This is a genomic window from Pseudomonas fluorescens, assembly GCF_002022275.1.
Lineage (GTDB): Bacteria > Pseudomonadota > Gammaproteobacteria > Pseudomonadales > Pseudomonadaceae > Aquipseudomonas > Aquipseudomonas fluorescens_AJ.
Genome location: NZ_MSDF01000052.1, coordinates 15254 through 35322, shown reverse-complemented (window position 1 = coordinate 35322; position 20069 = coordinate 15254). Strand labels below are relative to the sequence as shown.

At 59.2% G+C, this 20069-nt stretch carries 7 protein-coding genes; 1 reads left to right on the top strand and 6 read right to left on the bottom strand.

All coding sequences use genetic code 11. From position 1 onward, the window contains the following. Window positions 1–140 precede the first annotated feature (140 nt). The 6 genes from BFW87_RS25280 to BFW87_RS25215 all read right to left on the bottom strand — a co-directional run bounded on the left by BFW87_RS25280 (window position 141) and on the right by BFW87_RS25215 (window position 18857). Entirely contained in the window at window positions 141–1628 is a 1488-nt protein-coding gene (locus BFW87_RS25280) for a hypothetical protein (protein WP_139372499.1), read from the bottom strand. A 7-nt stretch (window positions 1629–1635) separates the two neighbouring features. Further along, window positions 1636–2445: an Imm49 family immunity protein gene (locus BFW87_RS25275; RefSeq protein WP_078742428.1), complete on the bottom strand. Its 810-nt coding sequence runs from the start codon at window positions 2443–2445 to the stop codon at window positions 1636–1638. Window positions 2446–2601: 156 nt separating this feature from the next. Continuing rightward, entirely contained in the window at window positions 2602–3060 is a 459-nt protein-coding gene (locus BFW87_RS31750) for a hypothetical protein (protein WP_139372498.1), read from the bottom strand. A gap of 273 nt (window positions 3061–3333) precedes the next feature. Further along, the gene (locus BFW87_RS31745) at window positions 3334–3903 is read right to left on the bottom strand and encodes a hypothetical protein (protein WP_139372497.1); all 570 of its coding nucleotides are present in this window, start codon (window positions 3901–3903) and stop codon (window positions 3334–3336) included. Between the two features lie 5 nt (window positions 3904–3908). After that, window positions 3909–17117 carry a two-partner secretion domain-containing protein gene (locus BFW87_RS31740; protein ID WP_139372496.1) on the bottom strand — a complete coding sequence of 4403 codons (13209 nt, stop codon included), beginning with the start codon at window positions 17115–17117 and terminating at the stop codon, window positions 3909–3911. A 30-nt stretch (window positions 17118–17147) separates the two neighbouring features. Beyond that, the gene (locus tag BFW87_RS25215) at window positions 17148–18857 is read right to left on the bottom strand and encodes a ShlB/FhaC/HecB family hemolysin secretion/activation protein (RefSeq protein WP_078742427.1); all 1710 of its coding nucleotides are present in this window, start codon (window positions 18855–18857) and stop codon (window positions 17148–17150) included. Window positions 18858–19177: 320 nt separating this feature from the next. Between BFW87_RS25215 and BFW87_RS25210 the strand changes: the two genes are divergently transcribed. Continuing rightward, window positions 19178–20047, top strand: a complete 870-nt coding sequence (locus BFW87_RS25210) for an isocitrate lyase/PEP mutase family protein (protein WP_078742426.1) — start codon at window positions 19178–19180, stop codon at window positions 20045–20047. Window positions 20048–20069: the final 22 nt, after the last annotated feature.

The window sequence follows — 20069 nt, the reverse complement described above, 5'->3', positions numbered from 1 at the left end:
TACGCCGCAAGCGAATCAGATTCCACAGCTACAACAACTATTTGTCGCCAACAGCAATGGAGCAGCAGGCGGTTTAATTATCGTAATCGGCGTCCGGTAAAGCTTGACGAGAACAGTTTTGCCCCCCGAACAGATCATCTTCAGTGAACGCTCAAAATACGCAGTTCATTATTGGAATATGCATTTCCATCACCAGCCAAATATAAAAAGTAGCCATATTCAGCCAGGTAGTACACTTTATAAGTCGGGCTGCTTTTCTCAAATTTAGTAATGCATCCTAATTCCTTGGCTGTGCCACTGAGGTTGGCATTGAGTTCACTGGCGTTAAGTTCTCGCCCGACAGTGCATTCAACCGTGAAGACTCTACCGACTTTCAGGTGTTGATCAGAACGGCCAATCTCCCCCTGAGCGGTGTAGCTCAGTAGAGAGCCAATAGGCATAAGCTGCCAATCTCCGGAAAAACTCAAGCTGTTGAGTTTATAGGTGCCTACCTTGCCTTGAAATGTAGTTATTTTACTATCAAGGTTAATTAGCCCTCGCCAAGTAACCTTATGAATTTGATAGACTTCTCCACGCAGATCGACAGCGAGCTGACCACTGGCCAAATCTGAGGTGAAATAAAGCTCTTCGTAAGGAACTGAACTGGCATCCCTGCTGGTGGGTTCTTCGCTCAGTGCAAGATATGTCAATTTTTTGGTTGCCGGTTGCAGATTGATCGTGTTAACTGCAGAAAGAACTGACGCATCAATCCTATTTTGGGCGCGCACATCAAGAGGTTTGGAGCGTGGACTGTAAACTGGTAGCTCACTCAGTTGTTCGGTGCTCATACACACTGTTTTGAATAACAGCTTATTATCATCATTAGCTTCCGCTACAATCTTAGTCACAGGATTTTCCGGAGTTTCACCATCAGCAACGCTGTTGAAGATATCAACATCATAACTGGCCAGCCGGCGAAATGTTTGCTTGGAGCAATCGACGGCATAGTGCTCGCGCACTTGGGAGGGCGAGAAGCCCCGTACTGCATTCATCTGTACTTCATTATTATCATAAGCTCCCCAAAACAGCGTTTCCGAGCCTTGCTTCTTGATGCTTTGCCTATCAAGCATTAGCCATCGATCGTTCACCTTCTTTTTTACGATTCGCCAGTCAGCCTGCGTTATCTCAGAACATGCTTGAGCAAAGCTCGGACTCTTTGTAAGCCCGGAATAAAGCGATGACAGCAGGGGCTGCACACCTACGTACTCTCCCTCTTTGCGATTTGTATAAAATCGACCATGCGGAGAGTCTATATACGCGGCGCTCAACTGCGGTACGCTGCAAGACGCTTCTAATTGCACAACAATACGTTGAGTCTTTTCTTTGGTTTGCGGTGCAACGAGCTGGAAACTTAATCTGTCCCCTTCACGGAACACTGTATCGGCAACCACAGGTTGAGACAGAAAAGCATCATATGCCTTTGCAGCATTTTTGCTCAACGTCACTGGCTGACTAACGCATCCACAAATGGCTGCCATTCCAAGCAGTAATATAATTAGTCGCATAGAAAAATCTTGTCGAAGGCCATGGCTTTTTTGACAGACTTTGGCGGCAGACACTTTATATGCCCGCCCTTTTTCTCCATTCATATCCGCTTCAAACTTCTCTCGCTAAGAATTTATAATGAACGTCATAATGAGCCAGCGGTTTCACGGGCAACCACTCTGCGGGGATGTATGGTGTATCGATGACTACTTCATAACCATGTCTCCAGGCAATTTTTGCATAGATAACACCAAAAGTTGAAATCAGACCTTCAGAATAACCGTTCTCACTATCAAACCTTCTCTTTATTGAAGCCGGTGTTGTCAGCTCGCGCAAAACTGATTCCATTTTTGATTTATCGCCCTCTGCGAGCGCAATGAAGAACTCATTATCCAGCATGAATCTCTTCTTTGGTCCCGAAGGTGGGCGCGCGATCATTCTGGCACAACGGTCGCGAAGCTGAGCAAAGTCTCCCTTAATAGCCAGCCGAATTTGATAAGCTATAAAGTCTGCAGTAGTGGTAGCTTGAATTCTCTTAGCATCAACAATTTCATCGATATTACAAAACCAGTCTATCGGTGATTCGTTATCAGAAACCAACCCGGCCATAAAATCAAACGTCTTTAACAGAAAATTCATTCTGTCACTTTTGAATGAGTATCGATATTGGCGAAGGCTGTCTGCTATAAAAAACCAGGCCTTCATTTTTTCCAGTGACGAATTGCCAAACCACTCTTCTATACCCTGAGCGTACGCATGCGTCGACAACAGATCCGCGCAGCCTGCAGGATCTCCTTTGCCGGTCTCTATGTTGTCGACACATCCTGCCAGATCGAAGCCACCATCCAAATGACTTTGTACATGCTCAATCCGTGACAGCGCTTGAAATTTTAATTTTCCGTACCGACCCCAATTATTCACTTATTTAATCTCACTTGAGTTTGGCAATAATCAGGTCACCTGAATAAAGGGGACAGATTTATTTCTTTGCCCCCACTCGCTCGACTCCATTTGCCGCGTTTTTGACGCCATCCAGATAAAATAAATCTGCCTCCGTTTTCTACAGGTCAAATCCAATTATTGAGGACAATCATTAGAGCGTTCATCTGACAAAAACACCCCCTCAGCCAATATATGGAAAGCAAGGTTTTCAGACATAAACTGAATACTAAAATGTCTTATCGTTGGGGGGGAATGACTTGATTTTGAGCGCCAAGAACTCAAACCACTCCTAACCCACTCAGACTGCGTGAATTCCGTCAGTTCACCTAGCCTAAACTCACCTAGCTCACCTTCAAACTCAAAAATAGCACTTCCAGGGAACAGAGTTTTAACGAAGGCATTTACACGCTTAAAACAAATTTCTCGAGCCAGGCTTAATATATTTTCATTTCCATCAGCATCTAGCACTTCCCTCTCGCATTCAATACCAAGTAACACATTCGCCCCCTCGGAGCGAAAGGACACTTTTGATTCGCCGTACCCTGGCAACCATTCGTATGGATTTAGTACTAATTTTGGCTTGCTAATTATCATGGGCGTACCGACTTCAGCTGTTCTGCTCCGGTTGATGGCAAATCATTATTTCTTAATTGATCTGCTGCTAAATCATTAAAAGTTTTACCTGAATAAGCTTCAATACCAGTTTGATTCCGCCCAAACCATTCATTCCGTGGAATTCCAGCCTGCTCCAACGCCGTGGAGGTCCGAAAAATAGGGGGCAGACCCTGTATATGCCCACATTAAAACGTACATCAAACGGGGGCTGACCCCGTTTTTCGCATGCTTAAAAAATAGGCTGATCGGCAATTAATCATTAAATAAATCTGTTCCTTTTATTATATCTTCTTGTGGTTTCGCGCCAGGCGTTCGTTTAATGTAAGCGGCGGCCAAATCCATTTTTTCTTCTCCTGAGAGCCGCCCCCAATCACTCAACCTCAGCTGTTCTCTATATATTTCATCCGCGACAAACGGATTATGTTCGTCCACTTCATCTATTGCAGCAATGAATTCTGCCGGAGGAAGATAATTATGAACACTGATAAAATGCAGAATCATTATGGGCGCTGCATAAATAGTTTCGCGCGCTGGAATCCAAAGCTCAGCGCTAGGCAATATTTTTCCAGTGGAGTCACGCAGCTCTAATGGGCCACATATTTGGCAACAGGTCAACTCTCGAACTGGCTCCACAAGTGGCCGAAAGCTGCCACTTCCACCTGCCAAACTTATCAGCTTAAGGAACGTTGTCTTAGGGATATCGCCTAGCGGAAATGTTGATTCGACATCAAGCCAACCCACATTTTTTACACCGATTAAAGTGAATGGTTCTATCTGATGAGAGTAGCTGGTCAAGTCAGCAAAATAGGGGATTTTATTCATTATCACTACTTCAGTGGTATATAGGGAACGGCTTGGGTACAAGCGGCCCAAAAAACGCAGCCCATATTCGGCTCAAGAAAGTCGGAAAGCTTAGTTGGCGCACTCGTGGTTGTGGAATTGCCAAATATATTTAACGGCTTATTTTGGAACCCCGGACTCAGCAATGTATAGTTATAGCCCGTCTCACCAGGTGCAGTCACCTGATAACCTGCCAAATCGTTATAGTTTCGCTGCGTAAGAACTTGACCGTTAGGCGAAATACCCGTTTTCATCGTATTTTCCAGTTGTTCCACTGATGTTAGCTGCTCCAATATCTGGCCGGTTGAGTCAGCAATCGTTATGCCAGGTCGTGGTGAAATAACAAACGTTCCCGCAGGAGAGACATATTGTGTTGACGCGGAGCTACCATCCATCACACCGTGCCCAGCGAGCGCTTGTCCACTACCACCTTCGGTAACCGCCCCGGCAAACTCATGACCACTTGTGCTGCCCAGCCCTCGATCAACACCTACCTCTACTACATTATTCTCTCCATAAGCCAAACCCAGCGTGGAAGGTAGCGCACCCCCAGCTTCGCTGCCAGCCGATACTGCCTTCCCGATAGTCACAGCCCCTATCGCAGCAATCCCGGCCAATCCCTCCTCAGGCAACATAGCAATCTGCCCTATTTGAACGTCTTGCTCCTGTGCTTTTGCGATCTGCTCGCTATGCCCAATACCGTTGTAGAGCGTTTCATCCTCACTCGGTGAGCGAAACGCTGTCTTCAAGAAATCCAAAACTGTTTGGGAATTGGCGGCGGTCCAGTCAGTCTTCTGCTCCGGTGTTCCGGCAAACGGAAAGCCGTATGTTTTAATGGCGCCGTCCTGTTTCAAACCGGCTAACGCTGCACCTGCCAGACCCTCACCGACCTGGCTGACCATTTCGTCGTAGTACTGTTGATATGAATCAAGCAGGAAAGATCGCTCTGCACTGGTTAGCGCCCCCCCAGCTGCGACTTTCGAACGCAGGTAATCGCTTTGCTGATCCCGTTGTTGCAATTCCTTGTATTCAGCTGCCTGCTGATTTGTCGCAGTTCCGTGTTCCAGTGCCTGACGATCTGCCTCTCGACGCGCTATAGAATTCGGTCCCAGGAAATTGTTCTGCGTAGCATTTTCCGCTATAGAAGCACCAATCGAAGCATTCCCCCCAGTCGCAGTCGCGGCAAGGATGCCCACCAGCCCTGACAGTGCGACCAACTTCTGCTGCGCTTGCTGTACGGTCAACGAACTGGCGGTGGCAGGATCAGGCATGACCAGGTCAGACAAGGTCTTGACTACAGCTTCGTCAGCCCCCGCTGCCAATGCGCCTGTTTTGAAATCCCCGCCTTGAGCGACGGACAGAACGCCACCGAGCAAAGCATGCATGCCGATTTTCGTCAGCGATCCGTCGGGCAGGTAAGTCCCTCCGATATCGTTGGCCACTGTGCCGCCACCGACGTTAATCGCCGCACCAGCCAACGAGCTAACCAGATTTCCCTGCAGGCTTCCGCCCTCAACAGCAGTTTTTGCTACGGCATTGGCAACTGACGTGACAGCAGCCTTTTCAAGGTTGTCCACGCTGAATGCTGTAGGGTTGTAAGGCAGTTCATAGCCTATTCCCGCAGTGAGTCCCGCCAACACATCGCTTTTAAGGCTCGATGTCGAGAGTGTGTCCTTCAGGGTTGCGCCCAGATTCCCTTTATTGTTGATCAAACTCACCGCACTACTGCTGGCCATAGAGGTCAACACGGCCGAGGCCATCATGTTCCCCAAGCCAGCAGTGGTCGCTTCAACAGCAGCAGACGTTGCGGTGGCTGCGACTTCCGCTGTAGCCGCTGCCATGGTCGACCCAGCGCCGGCCCCGGACATAGCGGCCACCGCGCCACTCGCGGCTCCCGCAGTCAGCACAGAGACAATGATGATGATCGCCAGCATCGCACCTTCACCCAAGCTGGAACTGCTGTACTTGTAGGAGTCGTGCAGTTCCTTGACTTGCTGCCAGTTCACATCCCCACGGGCTTCTGCATCTTTCAACCACCCCAGGCTCGGATCGGCCTTCACCATCACATCAATGGTTTGCGAAACCGTATTTTGGTCAATCTGCTTGATGCCGATATTCAAGCCGTTCACGGCGTTAATGACGGTCTGCCCCTTGGCAGTTAACTCGGTCTGGCGGAGGGTTTCATCGGTACTGCCTTTGCCTGACATCGACGTCCACGCCAAGCTGGAATCGCTTTTGTTGTGGCTCTCCTGATGCAGATCCTTCACCGCCTCAAACGAAATACTCCCGCCACTGTTCAACGAGAGGTTCGCACCGCTATCAAGCTTGGCGTTCTGGTACACCTGGTCGCCGCCGCTGATCAGCGCCAGCGCCCCACCGGTCTGAATCTCACTCCCCACATTCCGAACATCCGTCACTTCATCATGCTGAGTCTTCAGCGCGCCGAAGCCACCCTTCTTCTTCATGTCATACAGCGAATAATCACTGTCCTGCGCCGCATTCAGATCCAGCGTGTTCCCGGCATACAAATATGCCTCGTCCCCAGCAGTCACCCGGCTTGCGGTCATCGCCAGGTCTTGACCGGCGCTCAGTGCCACATCCCCGCCGGCCTTGACCGTGGTGGACACCTGGCTCACATGGTCGTCTTCGCTCTTGACCTTCTTCGAGGTAAACGAGGCGTGGGATTCGTCCGCCGCCGATGAGAGTGACAAATCGCCGACTGCCGACATGGTGACGTCGCGCTTGGCGTCGATCTCGCTTGCCACGGCGCTGATGTCTCGCCCGGCTTGTACCTTGAGGTCGCCGCCGGCCTGCAGGCTGCTGCCGTACTGGTTGATGCTGCTGTCTTTGAACACCCCGCTTACGGTGTTGCTGTTGTCGCCTTCGGCGGCGATGAGGTTGACGTCGCGCCCGGCTTTGATGGTGGTGTCGGCGCCGCTGCTGGCGACTCCGCCCACGCTGTCGACGTCGCGGCCGGCTTGCAGGCTCAGGTTGTTGGCGGCTTCGATGCGTGCGGCGCTGTCCACGGAGTCGCTGTGTTCGGTGCGGTAGCCGCTGCTGCTGTCGTGGCTGGTGACGCTGCGTTCGTTGAGGATGTCGCCGTTGGTGGTGGTCAGGCTTACGTCGCGGCCGGCGATGATGCCGCCGGCGGTGTTGATGATGGTGTTGCCGGCCAGCAGGTCGAGGCGGTTGCCGGCTTGGATCAGGCCGCTGTTGGTCAGGTCGTTGCCAGCCTGGGCCGACAGGTTGTCGGTGGCGCGCAAGGTGCCGACGTTGTCCAGGTTCTGGCCGGCGATGAGGTTGACGTCGTTACCGGCGATCAGTGCGCCGTCCGGGGCCAGGCGGTTGTTGGCCTGGGCGAGGTACACCACGGGCACCAGCACGGTTTCGCCGTTCACTTGCTCGTTTTCGAGCCAGACGATGTCGTGGGTCAGCGCTGCGACTTGCGCGGAAGTGAGGCTGACGCCCACGCTCAGGCCGAGTTGCTGTTTGCTGCTGATGGCGTTGTCCATCAGGTACTTGAGCATGCCCGAGTCGGTGTTTTGGCCGTCGATAAAGCGTTGCCCGGTGCGGGCCACCACGGCTTGATCGACCAGGTGTTGCTCATAAAGGCCGTCGCCGAGGCGCTTGGCGCTGTCGTCGGGGTTGTAGCCGAGGCCTGCGAGCAGGTAGTCCGAGCTCATGAACTGCTTGAGGTCGGTGAGCACCGGGTTGGTTTCGACCAGGTATTTTTGCGGCTGCGACACCGGCTGCGCGCCCGGCAGGCCCTGTACACGGGCGATGCTCTGGCTGGAAACCGCGGCGATCGCCGGTGCGCCCAGGCTGCCGCCCTGGTTTGCGGGCAGGTCAAGGTTGGGCACGGTGGACGGTGCGGTACCGCCGCCCGCGTTCTGGGCACCGCCAGTGGCCACTTGGCTGGCCGCGGCTGCGCTGCTGCGGCCCGGGGTTTGAAGGTTGACGCTGCCGCCATCGGCGATGGTTCCCACGCCGCTGCCACTGGCGCCGATGCCGCTGGCCTGGCGGGAGGCCAGGTTCAGCTGGAGGCTGTCGGCGGCGTCCTGGGCCACTGTGTTCACCTGTATCACGCGGCCCGAAATCGTGGGCGCGGTGATCTGGTGCGGGTCCAGTTGCAGGCTGGCGCCACTCAGGGACCAGGCTGGCGCGTTGTGACTGGAAGCCGGGGTGCTGCTGCCCTGCCCGCTCAAGCGGAACAGGCCGTTTTGCCCGGTGGGGAGGCTGAAGCCCGGCAAGGTCAGGGGGTTGATCTGGCGCTGCGCGAGGTCAGGCGGCAGTTGCGCGTTGACGGTGATGCGTGTGGAGAAGGTACCCGCACCGCTGGCACCCGCCGCGCCAGTGCCGGTCTTGGCGCCCGCGCCCACGTAGGTGAAGCCTGGGCGCACCACGCTGTTGTCGATATTCGCCTGCGCCTTGATGTTGACCGCGCCGCCCGCCTGAATCACACCGGCGTAGCTTTGGTCGCCGCCGTTGATATGGGTGACGGTGCGAAACACCGTGCGCTCAGCCTCGGTGATGCCGATGAACGACGCCATGGCGCCGTCCAGGCCGCTCAGGTCGTTGGGGTTGTAGGTGGCGCCGCCCACGGAGTAGCGGCTGTTGAACGCGGCAGCGGCGTCGTACCACATCTCGGGGTGCCGGGTCCGCTCGGACACGAACAGCCGTGAGGTATCGGTCTCGCCGGTTTCAACGCCACTGTTGGTGAGGTTGTTGGCGGCAACGCTGAGGTTGCCGCCCGCGCCGATGGTGCTGCTGGCGTTGACCACGTCGCCGCCGGCAATGTTGAGGTTCTGCCCGGCGGTGATGCTCGACGCGGCGCTGGACGCTGTGACCTCGAGTTTTTCGCGCTGGTCGATTTGCCACAGGTGGTTCTGCTTGCCGCTGCAATCGCCCGCGTAGTTCGGGCCTTCGATGCACGGAAACTCAGTGATGGAGGCGGTATAGATGCCGCCCGCACTGGTGGTCAGCACCGCTCGCACGTTCTGGATCGTGCTGGCGGCCAGGCTCATGTTGCCGTCGCTTTGCAGGCTCGACGAACTGTTGACGATGCCCGTGGCAAGGCCGCCCTGCCCGTCGCGGTCGATGCTCAGGTTGCCCAGGCTATAGACGTCGGCGTAGCTGTTGTTCAGCGTGTCGACCCGCAGGCTCATGTCGCCGCCGCTGAAAATCAGGCCATGGTCATTGAGCAATGCGCCGGTGGTGGCGGTGAATTTCTGAGCGCTGCCCAGGGTTGCGGTGTTGTTTATCGCGCCAGCATTGATGATCAGGTCATTCGCCGATGTCAGCCGCCCGCCATTGTTCAGGGTACCCGCGACGTTGACCGTGGTGAGGCCGCCACCGGCCAGGCTGGCGGCGCTGCTGAGGTTGAGTTGCGCGGCGCTCAGGCTCAGGTCGCCCTGGCTGGTGATGCGCCCTGCGCCGTTGAGCGTGCCGCCCAGGTGCAGGTCGAGGCTGCCGTCACTGGCGATCAGGCCGTTGGTGGTCCAGTTGCCGCCCGTACCGGTCAGCGCGCTGCTGGCCAGCAATTGGCCGTCGGCCGTCTGGTTGAGGGTGTTGACGTTGACTGTCAGGTGCCCGGCCTGGATCACGCTGTTGTTGGTCCAGGTGTCCTGGGCGATGGTTAGGCCGCCGCGCGTCACCAGGCTGCCGCCCACGCTGTTGAGGTTGCCGGGCGCAATCGTGAAATTACCGTTGCCGACATGCAGCACGCTGCCGCCGACGTTTTGCAGGCTGCCGGCACCCAGAGTCAGGTTGCTGTTGGCGGTTTCCAGCACACCGTTGGTGTTGTCCAGCAGGCCGGCGACGGCGAACTCGGTGGTGCCCGCGTTACCCAGGGCGCGCAAGCGGCCGTTGGTGTTGTCGACGCTGGCGGCGCTGACGTTGAGGGTGGATTGGCTTTCGACGATACCCAGGCGGTTATTCAACGCACCGCGCAGGCTCAGGTCGATCTGTTGGCCGGTGATCTGGCCGTCGTTGTCGCCGCTGTTATCAAAGTCGTTGGCACTGACGCTGACCAGGCCGGTGGCGTAGAGGCCGCCGTTACGGTTGTCGAAATTGCCGGTGCTGACCAGCGCATCGCCGCGCTGGGCGGAGACGCGTCCGCCGTAGTTATCGATCATCGCCGCCAGCAGGTTGAGGCGCTGGCCCTGCACGGTGCCGCCCTGGCGGTTGTTGTTGAGGTCGTAGCCGTTGCGCAGCACGCCCACCACTTGGGCTTGCACTGCGCCGTTGAGGCTGGCGAGTGTGCCGCCGCGGTTGTCGAGGTTGTTGGCGTTGAGCGCCACGTCACCGGTTTGCGCGATAAGTGTGCCGCTCTGGTTATCCACGTCGCCACTGAGGTTCAGGCTCAGGCCATTCTGACCCTGCACCACGCCCCGGCCGTTGGCGAGCCCGGCGGCCTGCAACTGCACGCCGCCGCCCTGGCTATAGATCAAACCGTCAGCGTTGTTTTGCACGCCGCCGCTGGCGTTGATCGCCACGCTGCCGGTGCCCGCGAGGGTGCCGTGTGCGCTGTTGTCGATGGCCCCGGCAAACAGGCTCAGCAGGTTTTGGCTGACAATCTGCCCGCCCTGATTGTTGACCTGATTAACGCGCTGCAACAGCAAGGGTCCTGCGCTGGCCAGTTTGCCGTTGGCATTGATGAGGTTGCCCAGCAGGTTCAGGGTGACCGCGCCGTTGCCGGCCAGGCTACCGCCCGTGTTGTTCAGGTCGGTGGCGGTGACGGCCAGCGCCTGTTGCGCGTTGACCTTCCCGGCGTCATTGCCGAGGGTCGCCGCTTGCACGTCAAGGGTCGCGCCGCTGTCGATCAAACCGCCACCGCTGTTGTTCAGCAGGCCGCTGACCGTCAAGCCCTGCCCCGCTGCGCTGGACAGAATGCCGCCGCTGCTGTTGTCGAGGCTGGCCGCGTTGATGTCCAAGCGGCCCTGGCTGACCAGTGCACCGGCGCCACTGTTGAGCAGCGCCCCCGTGAGGTTGACCGCCATCGCACCGCTGCGGCTGGAAAACGTGCCGTTGTTGCGGTTGTCGAGGCTGCCGCCAGTGAAACCGAGGCTCTGCCAGCCCGACACCAGGCCATTGGCGTTGGTCAGGTTGGCCGCGCCCAGGGTCAGTGCCTGGCTGCTGATCAGCTTGCCGGCGCTGTTGTCCAGGGTGCGCGCGGCCAGCGTCAGGTTCTGCTGGCTGGACACTTCACCGCTCTGGTTGTTGAGGTCACGCAGGTGGTTGATCGCCAACGGGCCTTTGCCGAGGATCAGGCCGCCGTGGTTATCCAGGTCGCCATTGTTCAACTCCAGGGTGACGCGTTGCTCACCCGTGATCCTGCCGCCCGCCGAGGTCAGCGCGCCCGCATTCAAGTCGAGCGTGCCTAGGGCTGACACTTCGCCGCCGCTGCCGGTGTTCAGGCTGGCCGCCGTGAGGTTCAGGTTGCCCTGGCTGTGGATCAGACCAAGACCGGTGTTATTGAGCAGGCCATCGCTGGTCAGTTGCAGGTCGCCACGGCTGTTCAGGGTGCCGTTGCCGTTGTCCACCGAGGCGGCGTGGGCGTCGAGGCCGGCGGCGCCGATCAGGCCGTTGATGTTGGCCAACGCTTGGTTAACGCGCAGGGTCAGCTGTTGGTTGCTCAGCAGTTTGCCGTTGCTGTTGTCGAGGTTTTGCGCCGTCAGCGTGAACGCCTGTCCGCTGGAGATTTCACCGTTCTGGTTGGTGACGTCGCTGAGGTGGTTCAGTTGCAGCGCACCTGCCGAATTGATCAAGCCGCCGGTGTTGTCGAACAGGCCGTTGTTCACATCGAGCGTCAGGGCGCCGTTGCTGAACAGCTTGCCGCCTTGCTGACTCAGGCCGGTCAGACTGGCGGTCAGCGCGTGGGTACTGCCGATGCTGCCGCCGTTGCTCAGTTGGCCTGCGCTGAGGCTCAGGGTGTCGCCGCTGCTGATGCTTCCCTTCTGGTTTGTCAGGTCGCCGGTGGTCAGTGCCACCGCGCCTTTACCGCTGATGCTGCCTTGGCCGTTATTCAGCCCGTTGCTGTGCAGAGTCAGGGTGCCGTCAGTCACCAGTTCGCCACCGAGGTTGTTCAACTGGCCGCCGAGGCCCAGCGAGAGGTCTTGCGCGCTGGAAAGGCTGCCTTGGGCATTGATGAGGTTGGCGGCATTGAGGGTCAGTTGGCTTTCGCTGCTCAACAGGCCTTGCGTGTTGTTGGCATCGCCGGTCAGGTTCAGCACCAAGGGTTGCTGGCTGAACACCTTGCCGCCGCTGTTATCCAGCGTCACACCGGTGAGTGTCACGCGCTGGCCATTGAGCTGGCCGAGGCTGCGGTTCAGCAACTGGTCGACAGTGAGGCTCAACGCGTTGGCCGCGAACAGTTTGCCGCCGTCGCTGTTGTCCAGGCGCTGGCCATTGACGGTGACATCGGCGCTGCCGGTCAACTCGCCCGCGCGGTTGTCGACGCTGCCCACGTCCAGTTTCAACGCCTGTGTGGCGCCGACCAGGCCGGTGCGGTTGTCCAGGCTGGCACCGCTGATGTGCAGGGTGTCCGTGCTGACCAACTGGCCTTTGCCGTTGTTGATCACGCCGGCATTGAGCGTCGTGTCGGCCTTGCCGGCCACCTGGCCGCTGCTGTTGTCCAGGCTGGCGGTGGTGAGCAGCAATGAGCCGTCGCCGACCAGGCTGCCGCGCAGGTTGGTGAGCAGGTCGCGGGCGCTGATGTCCACGCCGCCGTGGCTGCTGAGGATGCCGTCGGTGTTATCCAGTTGCGCGCTGCGCGTGGTCAAACCCAAGGCGCTGATATGGCCGTTGACGTTGCTCAACAGCTGGTCTGCGGTGAGGGTCAGGGCCTGATTGCTGATGAGTTTGCCGTTGCTGTTGTCCAGGGTGTGCGCAGCCAGCGAAAACGCGTTCTGGCTGGAGATTTCACCGCCCTTGTTGCTGAGGTTGCCCAGGTTGCTCAGCAGCAGGACGGGTGCATTGATCAGCCCGCTGTTGCTCAGGTCGCCGCCGTTGAGGTTGAGGTTCAGTCGGGTATTGCTGAACAGTTGGCCGCCTTGCTGGTTCAGGCCGGTGACGCTCGCGTTCAGCTCGTCGGCGCTGGCGATGCGCCCGCCGTTGTTGACCTGTGCGGCGCTCAAGTCGAGCTTGCCGGAACTGGTGAGCTGCCCGCCCGAGGCATTGTTGAACTGGCCGGTGGTGATGAGCGCCGCGCCGTCGCTTTTGATCAGGCCTTGCGCGCTGTTGTCGAGGCTGGCGCTGTTGAGCACCAGGCCCTGCGCAGCCTCGAAGGTACCGCCGAGGTTCAACAGGTCAGCCGTGCTGGTCACGCTGAGCAGCCCGGCGCTCGACACCTTGCCGCCGCTGTTGTCCAGGCGTTGGCCGAGCAACGTCAGGTCGCCTTCGCTGCTGAGGGTGCCGCTGGCGTTGGTCAGGCTTGCCGCCAGCTGAATCGCAAGCGAGTGCTGTGCGGCGACAGTGCCCTGAGTGTTGTCCAGACCTGTGCCGCTCAGGTGCACGTCTTGTCCGAACACCAGCCCTTTGGCCTGGTTGATCACCTGGGCCACGGCCACTTCCAGAGCGGTCGCGGCGAGCAGCTTGCCGCCGCTGTTGTCCAGTTGCTGACCGGTCAGCGAGACGTTCTGCTGGCTGGAGATTTCCCCCCCGCGGTTGTCGGCAGAGCCCACATTGAGTTTCAGCGCTTTTGTTGCGGCCACCAGCCCGCCGTTGCTGTTGTCGAGGGTGGTGGCGTTCAGCGTCAGGCTGCCCTGAGCCGCCAGTTCGCCGCCCTGTTGAGTCAGCGCACCGAGGGTGGCGTCGAGGTCGCTTTGGCTGGCGATACGGCCTTTGTCATTGCTGACGCTATCGAAAGCCAGGTGCACCGGCCCGGTGGCGCTGGTCAAGCCATTACTGTTGTTCAGCTGCTGGCCGACAAAACCCAGTACCTGCTTGCTGTTGATCACGCCCTGGCGGTTGTCCACCTGGGCCGTGTGCAGGTTCAGGTTCGCGTTGGCGCGAATCGCCCCGGTGCGGTTGTCCAGGCTGGCGGACTGAATGTCCACCGCGCCCTTGGCCTGCACGCTGCCTTGCGCATGGTTGTCGAGCAGGCCGTCAACGGTCGCGCTCAGGCTGCCGTCGCTGACGAGGCTGCCGGACTGGCTGTTGTCCAGACTGGCAGACTTCACCTGCAAGCGTTGGCCACCGCCGAGGGTACCGCCCTGATTGCCCAGCGCGCCGCTGACGCTCAGGTCCAGGCTGTTATCACCCAGCACCTGCCCGCCCTTGTTGCTCAGCGCCGCCGCGCTGACCAGGCTGGCACCGGCGCTCGACACCTCGCCGTTGTCGTTGAGCAGGTTGCCGGCTACGGTCAACGCAAGGTCCGTCGAGCTGCTCAATAAACCGTGGGTGTTATCCAGTGTGCCGACATGCGCGTTTACCCCGGCCCCCGAAATTTGACCGTTGAGGTTTGTCAGCGACTGGTCGACGTTGAGGGTCAACGCCTGGTTGCTGATCAGTTTGCCGCCGCTGTTGTCGAGGTTTTGCGCAGCGAAGGTAAAGGCCTGTGCGCTGGAGATTTCACCGCCGCTGTTGCCCACCGTGACGAGATGGTTGAGCAGCAGCACGCCCGGGGTATTGATCAGGCCGCCCGCGTTGTTCAATTGCGCGCCGCTCAAGTCCAGGCTCAGGCCCGCGGTGCTGTACAACTGGCCGCCCAGGTTGCTGACCGTGCCTTGGCTGGTGAGCGCCCAGGGCCCGGCGCTGCTGATGCGCCCGCCGTCGTTGATCAGGCTGCCCGTTTGCGCGTTGAAGCTGGCGTCGCTGCGCACCACGCCCTGTGCGTTGGTGAACTGATTGCGCAGCAGCAACGACAGGCCGTCTTTGCCGTACACGCTGCCCTGGCCGCTGTTGTCCAGGCTGCCCGCGTTGATGCTGACGGTGTGTTGCCCGCTGAGAATGCCCTTGAGCTGGTTGTTGAGGCGATCGAGCGTCAGTTGCAATGCGCCGCCGGCCAGTAGCTGGCCGCCCTGGCTGTTGTCGAAACCGCTGCCGGTCACGCTCAGGTCTGCAACGCTGGAGACTTCGCCGCCGCGGTTGTCGACCTGGTCGACGGCCAGCGTCAGGGCGGCTGCCGAATTGAGCAAGCCACCGGCGCGGTTATCCAGGCTCGCGCCCTGCACGTGCAGGGGGCCCAAGGTCGCCACGCTGCCGCCACGGTTGTCGAACTGGCCGATGGCAAGGCGCGTACCGGCCTTGCCGATGATGCGGCCCTGGAGCCCGTTGTTCACGCTGGCGGCGCTCAATTGCAGGTCACCGGTGGCGGCGAACAGGCCGGTCGGGTTGAGCAATTGCCCGGCGATCTGCGCCGTCAGCTGGCCGCCGCTGGTCAGGCTGCCCTGGGTGTTGTCCAGGTTGTCGGCGAGCAGGCTGAAGCTGTTGGCACTGGCGATCTCGCCGTTGCGGTTGTCGACATTGCTCAGATGGCTGAGCAGCAACTGCCCCGGCGCGTTGATCACGCCGCCCAGGTTGGTGAGCTGGCCACGGTTGAGGTCAAGGCTCACGTCGGACTGGCTCGCGACCCGACCGGCGCTGTTGTCCAGGCTGCCCACGTTGGCGTGCAGGCCCTGGGTACTCAGGATTTTCCCGCCAGAACTGTTGTTGACCGCACCGGTGGCGTTGAGAATTAACGACTGCCCGGCCGACAGCAGCCCGGCAACGTTATCCAGCGACGCCACCTGCAAGCTCACCTGGGCCACACTCGACAGCTCGCCCGCGTTGTTGACCAGTTGACCCACCGTGCCGGTCAAGTTGCCAGTACTGCTCAGCAGCCCGCCCGTATTGTTGAGTAACTGGCTGGCCGTGAGCCCCAGGCTGCCGGTGCTGATAATCCGGCCGCCGTTGGTGTTGTCCACTTGAGCAGCATTGACCTGCCCTTGGCCCCCGGCGCTGAGGGTGCCGTGGTTGTTGCCCAGCGTGGCAGCATTCACCGTGAGGTCACGGCTGGCGATCACACTGTTGCCGCTGTTATCGAGGGTTTGCGCAGTCAGTCGCACGTCGCCGTTGGCATTGCGGCTGTTGTCCGCGTTCACGCCCGCTTCGATGATGCCGCTGTTGCTCAGGCGAGCACCGCTGTCGAGGGTGAGGCTGTTGCGCGCGGCGAGGTTATTGCCGTTGCTCAGGTCGCCCTGGGCCTTGATCGCCAGGTCTGTGCCGGCATACACCGCGCCTTGGGTTTCCACACTTTGGGCCGTCACATTCACGGCAGTGCCGGCAGAGGTTTGCCCCAGGTTCAGGTGACCGTTGGCATCAATGCGGATATCGCCCCCGGCAACCATGTTGCCGGCAAGTTTTACCCCCACGCCCGCTTCGGTGCCCACCAGCCGGATCGTGCCGGCGTACATGCCGCCGAGCGCCGACGAGTCAATGGCCAGCGCCGGTGCGGCACTGCCGTCGGCTGCGCGAGCGGTGGCATTCAGGGTGGCGGCGTCGACGTCATTGCGACCGGCCACGATGCTCAGCTTTTGCGCCTGGATCTGTGCGTTGATGTGCGCGGCACGGGTGATGATTTCGAACTGGCCGACGTTGCTCGCGTTCAGGCCGTCGCCTTCCACCGACACGCTGCCCTGGTCCACCTGGTAGCGGCTGATAGCGCCGTTTTCAATCACCGCCTGGCCGGTGGTCAGCGTGACCTGGGGCGTGTTGATAAAGCCGCAACCGTTGCAGCTCACGCCATAGGGGTTGGCCACAATCACATGGGCGGCCTGCCCCGCCACTTCGGTGTAACCGCGCAACTGGCTCGGGCTGCCGCCGTTGACTTCGTTGAGGATGGTGCTGGCGGCCTGCCCGGTAAAATTGGGATTGCCGACAATGATCCCGCCCAGCTGCGTGCTTTGGGTGCGGTTGGTGGCGTTGTTGAGGATCAGCCCCTGCGCGCCGACGTTGTAGTCCTGAAAGCTGTTATGGGACAGGCCGGCGGCATTCGGCGCCGCGATATTGACGATGGGCACACCGTTGCCCGCTTGCGCCAGCGTGGTGCCGGGGGCATTCACGACGACACCGTCCGCCTGTGCCAGCAACGGCTGCCAGAACAGGGCGTTGACCAGAATGAACGCCAGCCCGCGCTTGGGCAGCCCGAGGAACGTCGGGCGATTTTTCAGGGCTGCAGAAGGTTGGCGCGCAAGAAAGGCGAACTGGCGGACGTCCATGTGAGGTCTCGATGCACGAAGGCGAAAAAGTTAGAGGAAGAAATCCAGGCGCAAATAGATCGGTGCTTCACGTTCGGTGATCGCGTCGGGTCGTTCCAGGGAATGCGCAAAGGTCACGGTGGCCGCCACGTTGGCGCCCCGGGCAAACAGTTCCAGCGAGTCGCTGCTCATGCGCCCGTGCTGGTCAGGGTTGTAGCGCCCGTGGCTGATCACGCCCCGGTCATAGCCAAGGCTGCTGCCGTACTCGGCAAACACCGCGTGCATCCAGTTCCAGGTCACCGGGCGGGTCCAGCGCAGGTCGTTGCGCCAATAGCCGCCGCTGTCGCCGGAAAGGGTCTGGTCCTGGTAACCGCGAATCGACGATTGCCCGCCGAGGCTGGTGCGTTGGGGGCTGAACAGCACGTCTTCGCTGTGCTGGCCGGTCATCAGGCTGCTGAAACTCAACGACTCGTCCCACAGCTTGAACGGCTGCAAATAGCTGACGGTGGCGGTGTATTTGCGGTAGCGCGCATCGGGCTGGCCGGCTTTGACGTCACGGTTGCTCTGGGCATCAAAGGCGCCAATACCGTCCTGCATGCCCAGGTCGATGTTGAGAAACGCCCCGCCGATACGCCGGCCATGGTTGATGCCGAATTGCGCTTCGCTGATGCGATTGCTGCTCAGCGCCAGCTTGCTGTCTTCAATGTAGTTGTGGGTGTTGAGGGACGACACGCCGGTGCTCAGCGAGGTTTTGCTCAGCGCGTCGCGGTAGATCACTCGTTCAAGGCGCAGCTGGTGGTTCTGGCTGTCGCCGCTTTGTTTGAAGTTGAAACCGTTGGCCTGGGCCTGGGAGCGGTACTCGCTTTCGCTGTAGCTGTACGTGAGGTTCCACCAGCCGAACGGCAGGTTGTAATTGAGCATCGCGTTGCGCGAATTCTTGGTGGTGTCGCTGACCACATCATGGCCTGCGCGCAGCGAGAGCTGGTCGGACAGCCCCAGCGGGTTATCCCAGTCGAAACTGGTGCCGGCCTGCTGTCGACCGGTGCTGCGCTGGCCGTCATTGCCGTAGGACAACCCGGCGCGCCACGGCTTTTGCGGAGTGTTTTTGACCAGCACGTCGCTGCCGCCCACGGCCTTGCCGGGTGCCAGCTCCATTTGCGCCTGGTTCGATGGCAGACGGTTGAGCTGGTCAACCATCTGCTCGATTTCGCGTAGGTTGAGCACCTCGCCGGGCTTGCCCGGGAACACTTGCGCCAACTGGCGCTGGGAAAAACCGCTGCCCTCGGCGCCTTTTAACCCTTCAAGCCGGCCCTCCACGACTTGCACCTTCAAGGTGCCGCTGGACAGGTCCTGTTGCGGCAAATAGGCGCGACTGGTGACCAGCCCCAGTGCGATATAGCGCTCGGTGATGACTTTGAGCAGGGCATTGAGCTGCGCAACCCCCAGGCATTGGTCGATGTAGGGCGCCAACAGCTGCGTGCGTTCGGCGGGGGACAAAGCGTCCGCGCCACTGAGTTCTACGGTCTTGATCGGAAAGCAGCGGCTGTCCGCTGCGGCGTCCGGCGCCTGGGACGGCGCGGTATGGCCAGGCAGCTCTTTGAGGTCATCCAGGCGCCGGCGTTGTTCTTCAAGGAGGCGGTCCTGGCGGTCACGAATCAGGTCGGTGTCACCCGGGTTGGGCGCCGCTTGAACCGTAAAGGCCAGCGTAACGCCGGTCAGTGCCAGCGCGTAGCACGTTGATGTGAGGATTGAAACGCGCATGGCCACTCCATTGACGAAATGGCTTAGTGCCATCATTTGGCGGCGATACTATTGGCGCAAATTTTTGACGTCAATTTGTCAAACATGAAACATTTACAAGATGTTTCATGTTTGTATGCTGGCTAAAACATTCGGATTGGTTTATGCAGATCGCACGAATTTTCGGCTGTCCATCACCGAACTGTGAACCCAGGATCCATGTGCTTGACGCATACCTCATACTCAAACGTCATCATCTGCGGTTCGTCTGCGTGGTAATCTCGCGCCACCACGAATAGACATTGATCGTCACTCGACGATGACCAGAGCCAGGAAAGAACATGCCGAAAATTTCTCACTCAGCATTGCGCCGCAATTTCCGTGAACTGCTTGCAAAGCCCATCTGCGTTGAAACCGCCTCCGTCTTTGACCCCATGTCCGCGCGTATCGCCGCCGACCTGGGCTTTGAAGTCGGCATTCTCGGTGGTTCCGTCGCCTCCTTGCAGGTGCTCGCGGCCCCCGACTTTGCGCTGATTACCTTGAGTGAGTTCGTTGAGCAGGCCACCCGCATCGGTCGTGTCGCCCAACTGCCTTTCATTGCGGATGCCGACCACGGCTATGGCAACGCGCTGAACGTCATGCGCACCGTCGAAGAGCTTGAGCGCGCCGGTGTGGCTGCGCTGACCATTGAAGACACGCTGCTGCCGGCACAATTTGGGCGCAAGTCCACCGACCTGATCTCCATCGAGGAAGGCATCGGCAAGGTCAAGGCAGCGCTGGAAGCGCGGGTTGATCCTGAACTGTCGATCATTGCGCGCACCAACGCTGGCGTGCTGCCTACCGAAGAAGTGATCGAGCGCACCCTGGCCTACCAGAAAGCCGGTGCTGACGGCATCTGCATGGTCGGCGTCAAAGACTTCGACCACCTTGAGCAGATCGCCGAGAACCTCACGGTGCCCTTGATGCTGGTGACCTACGGCAACCCGAAACTCAATGACAGCGAGCACCTGGCCAAGCTCGGCGTGCGCATTGTGGTGGCCGGCCATGGCGCCTATTTCGCATCGATCAAGGCCACTTACGACAGCCTGCGTGCCCAGCGCAAACTCACTCACAGCACCTCCAACCTCGGTGCCACAGAGCTGACGCATACCTACACGCGGCCTGAAAACTACGTGGCATGGGCTGAAGAGTTCATGGACGTGAAAGAGTAAGTCTCCCCGCTACAGGCCCTGC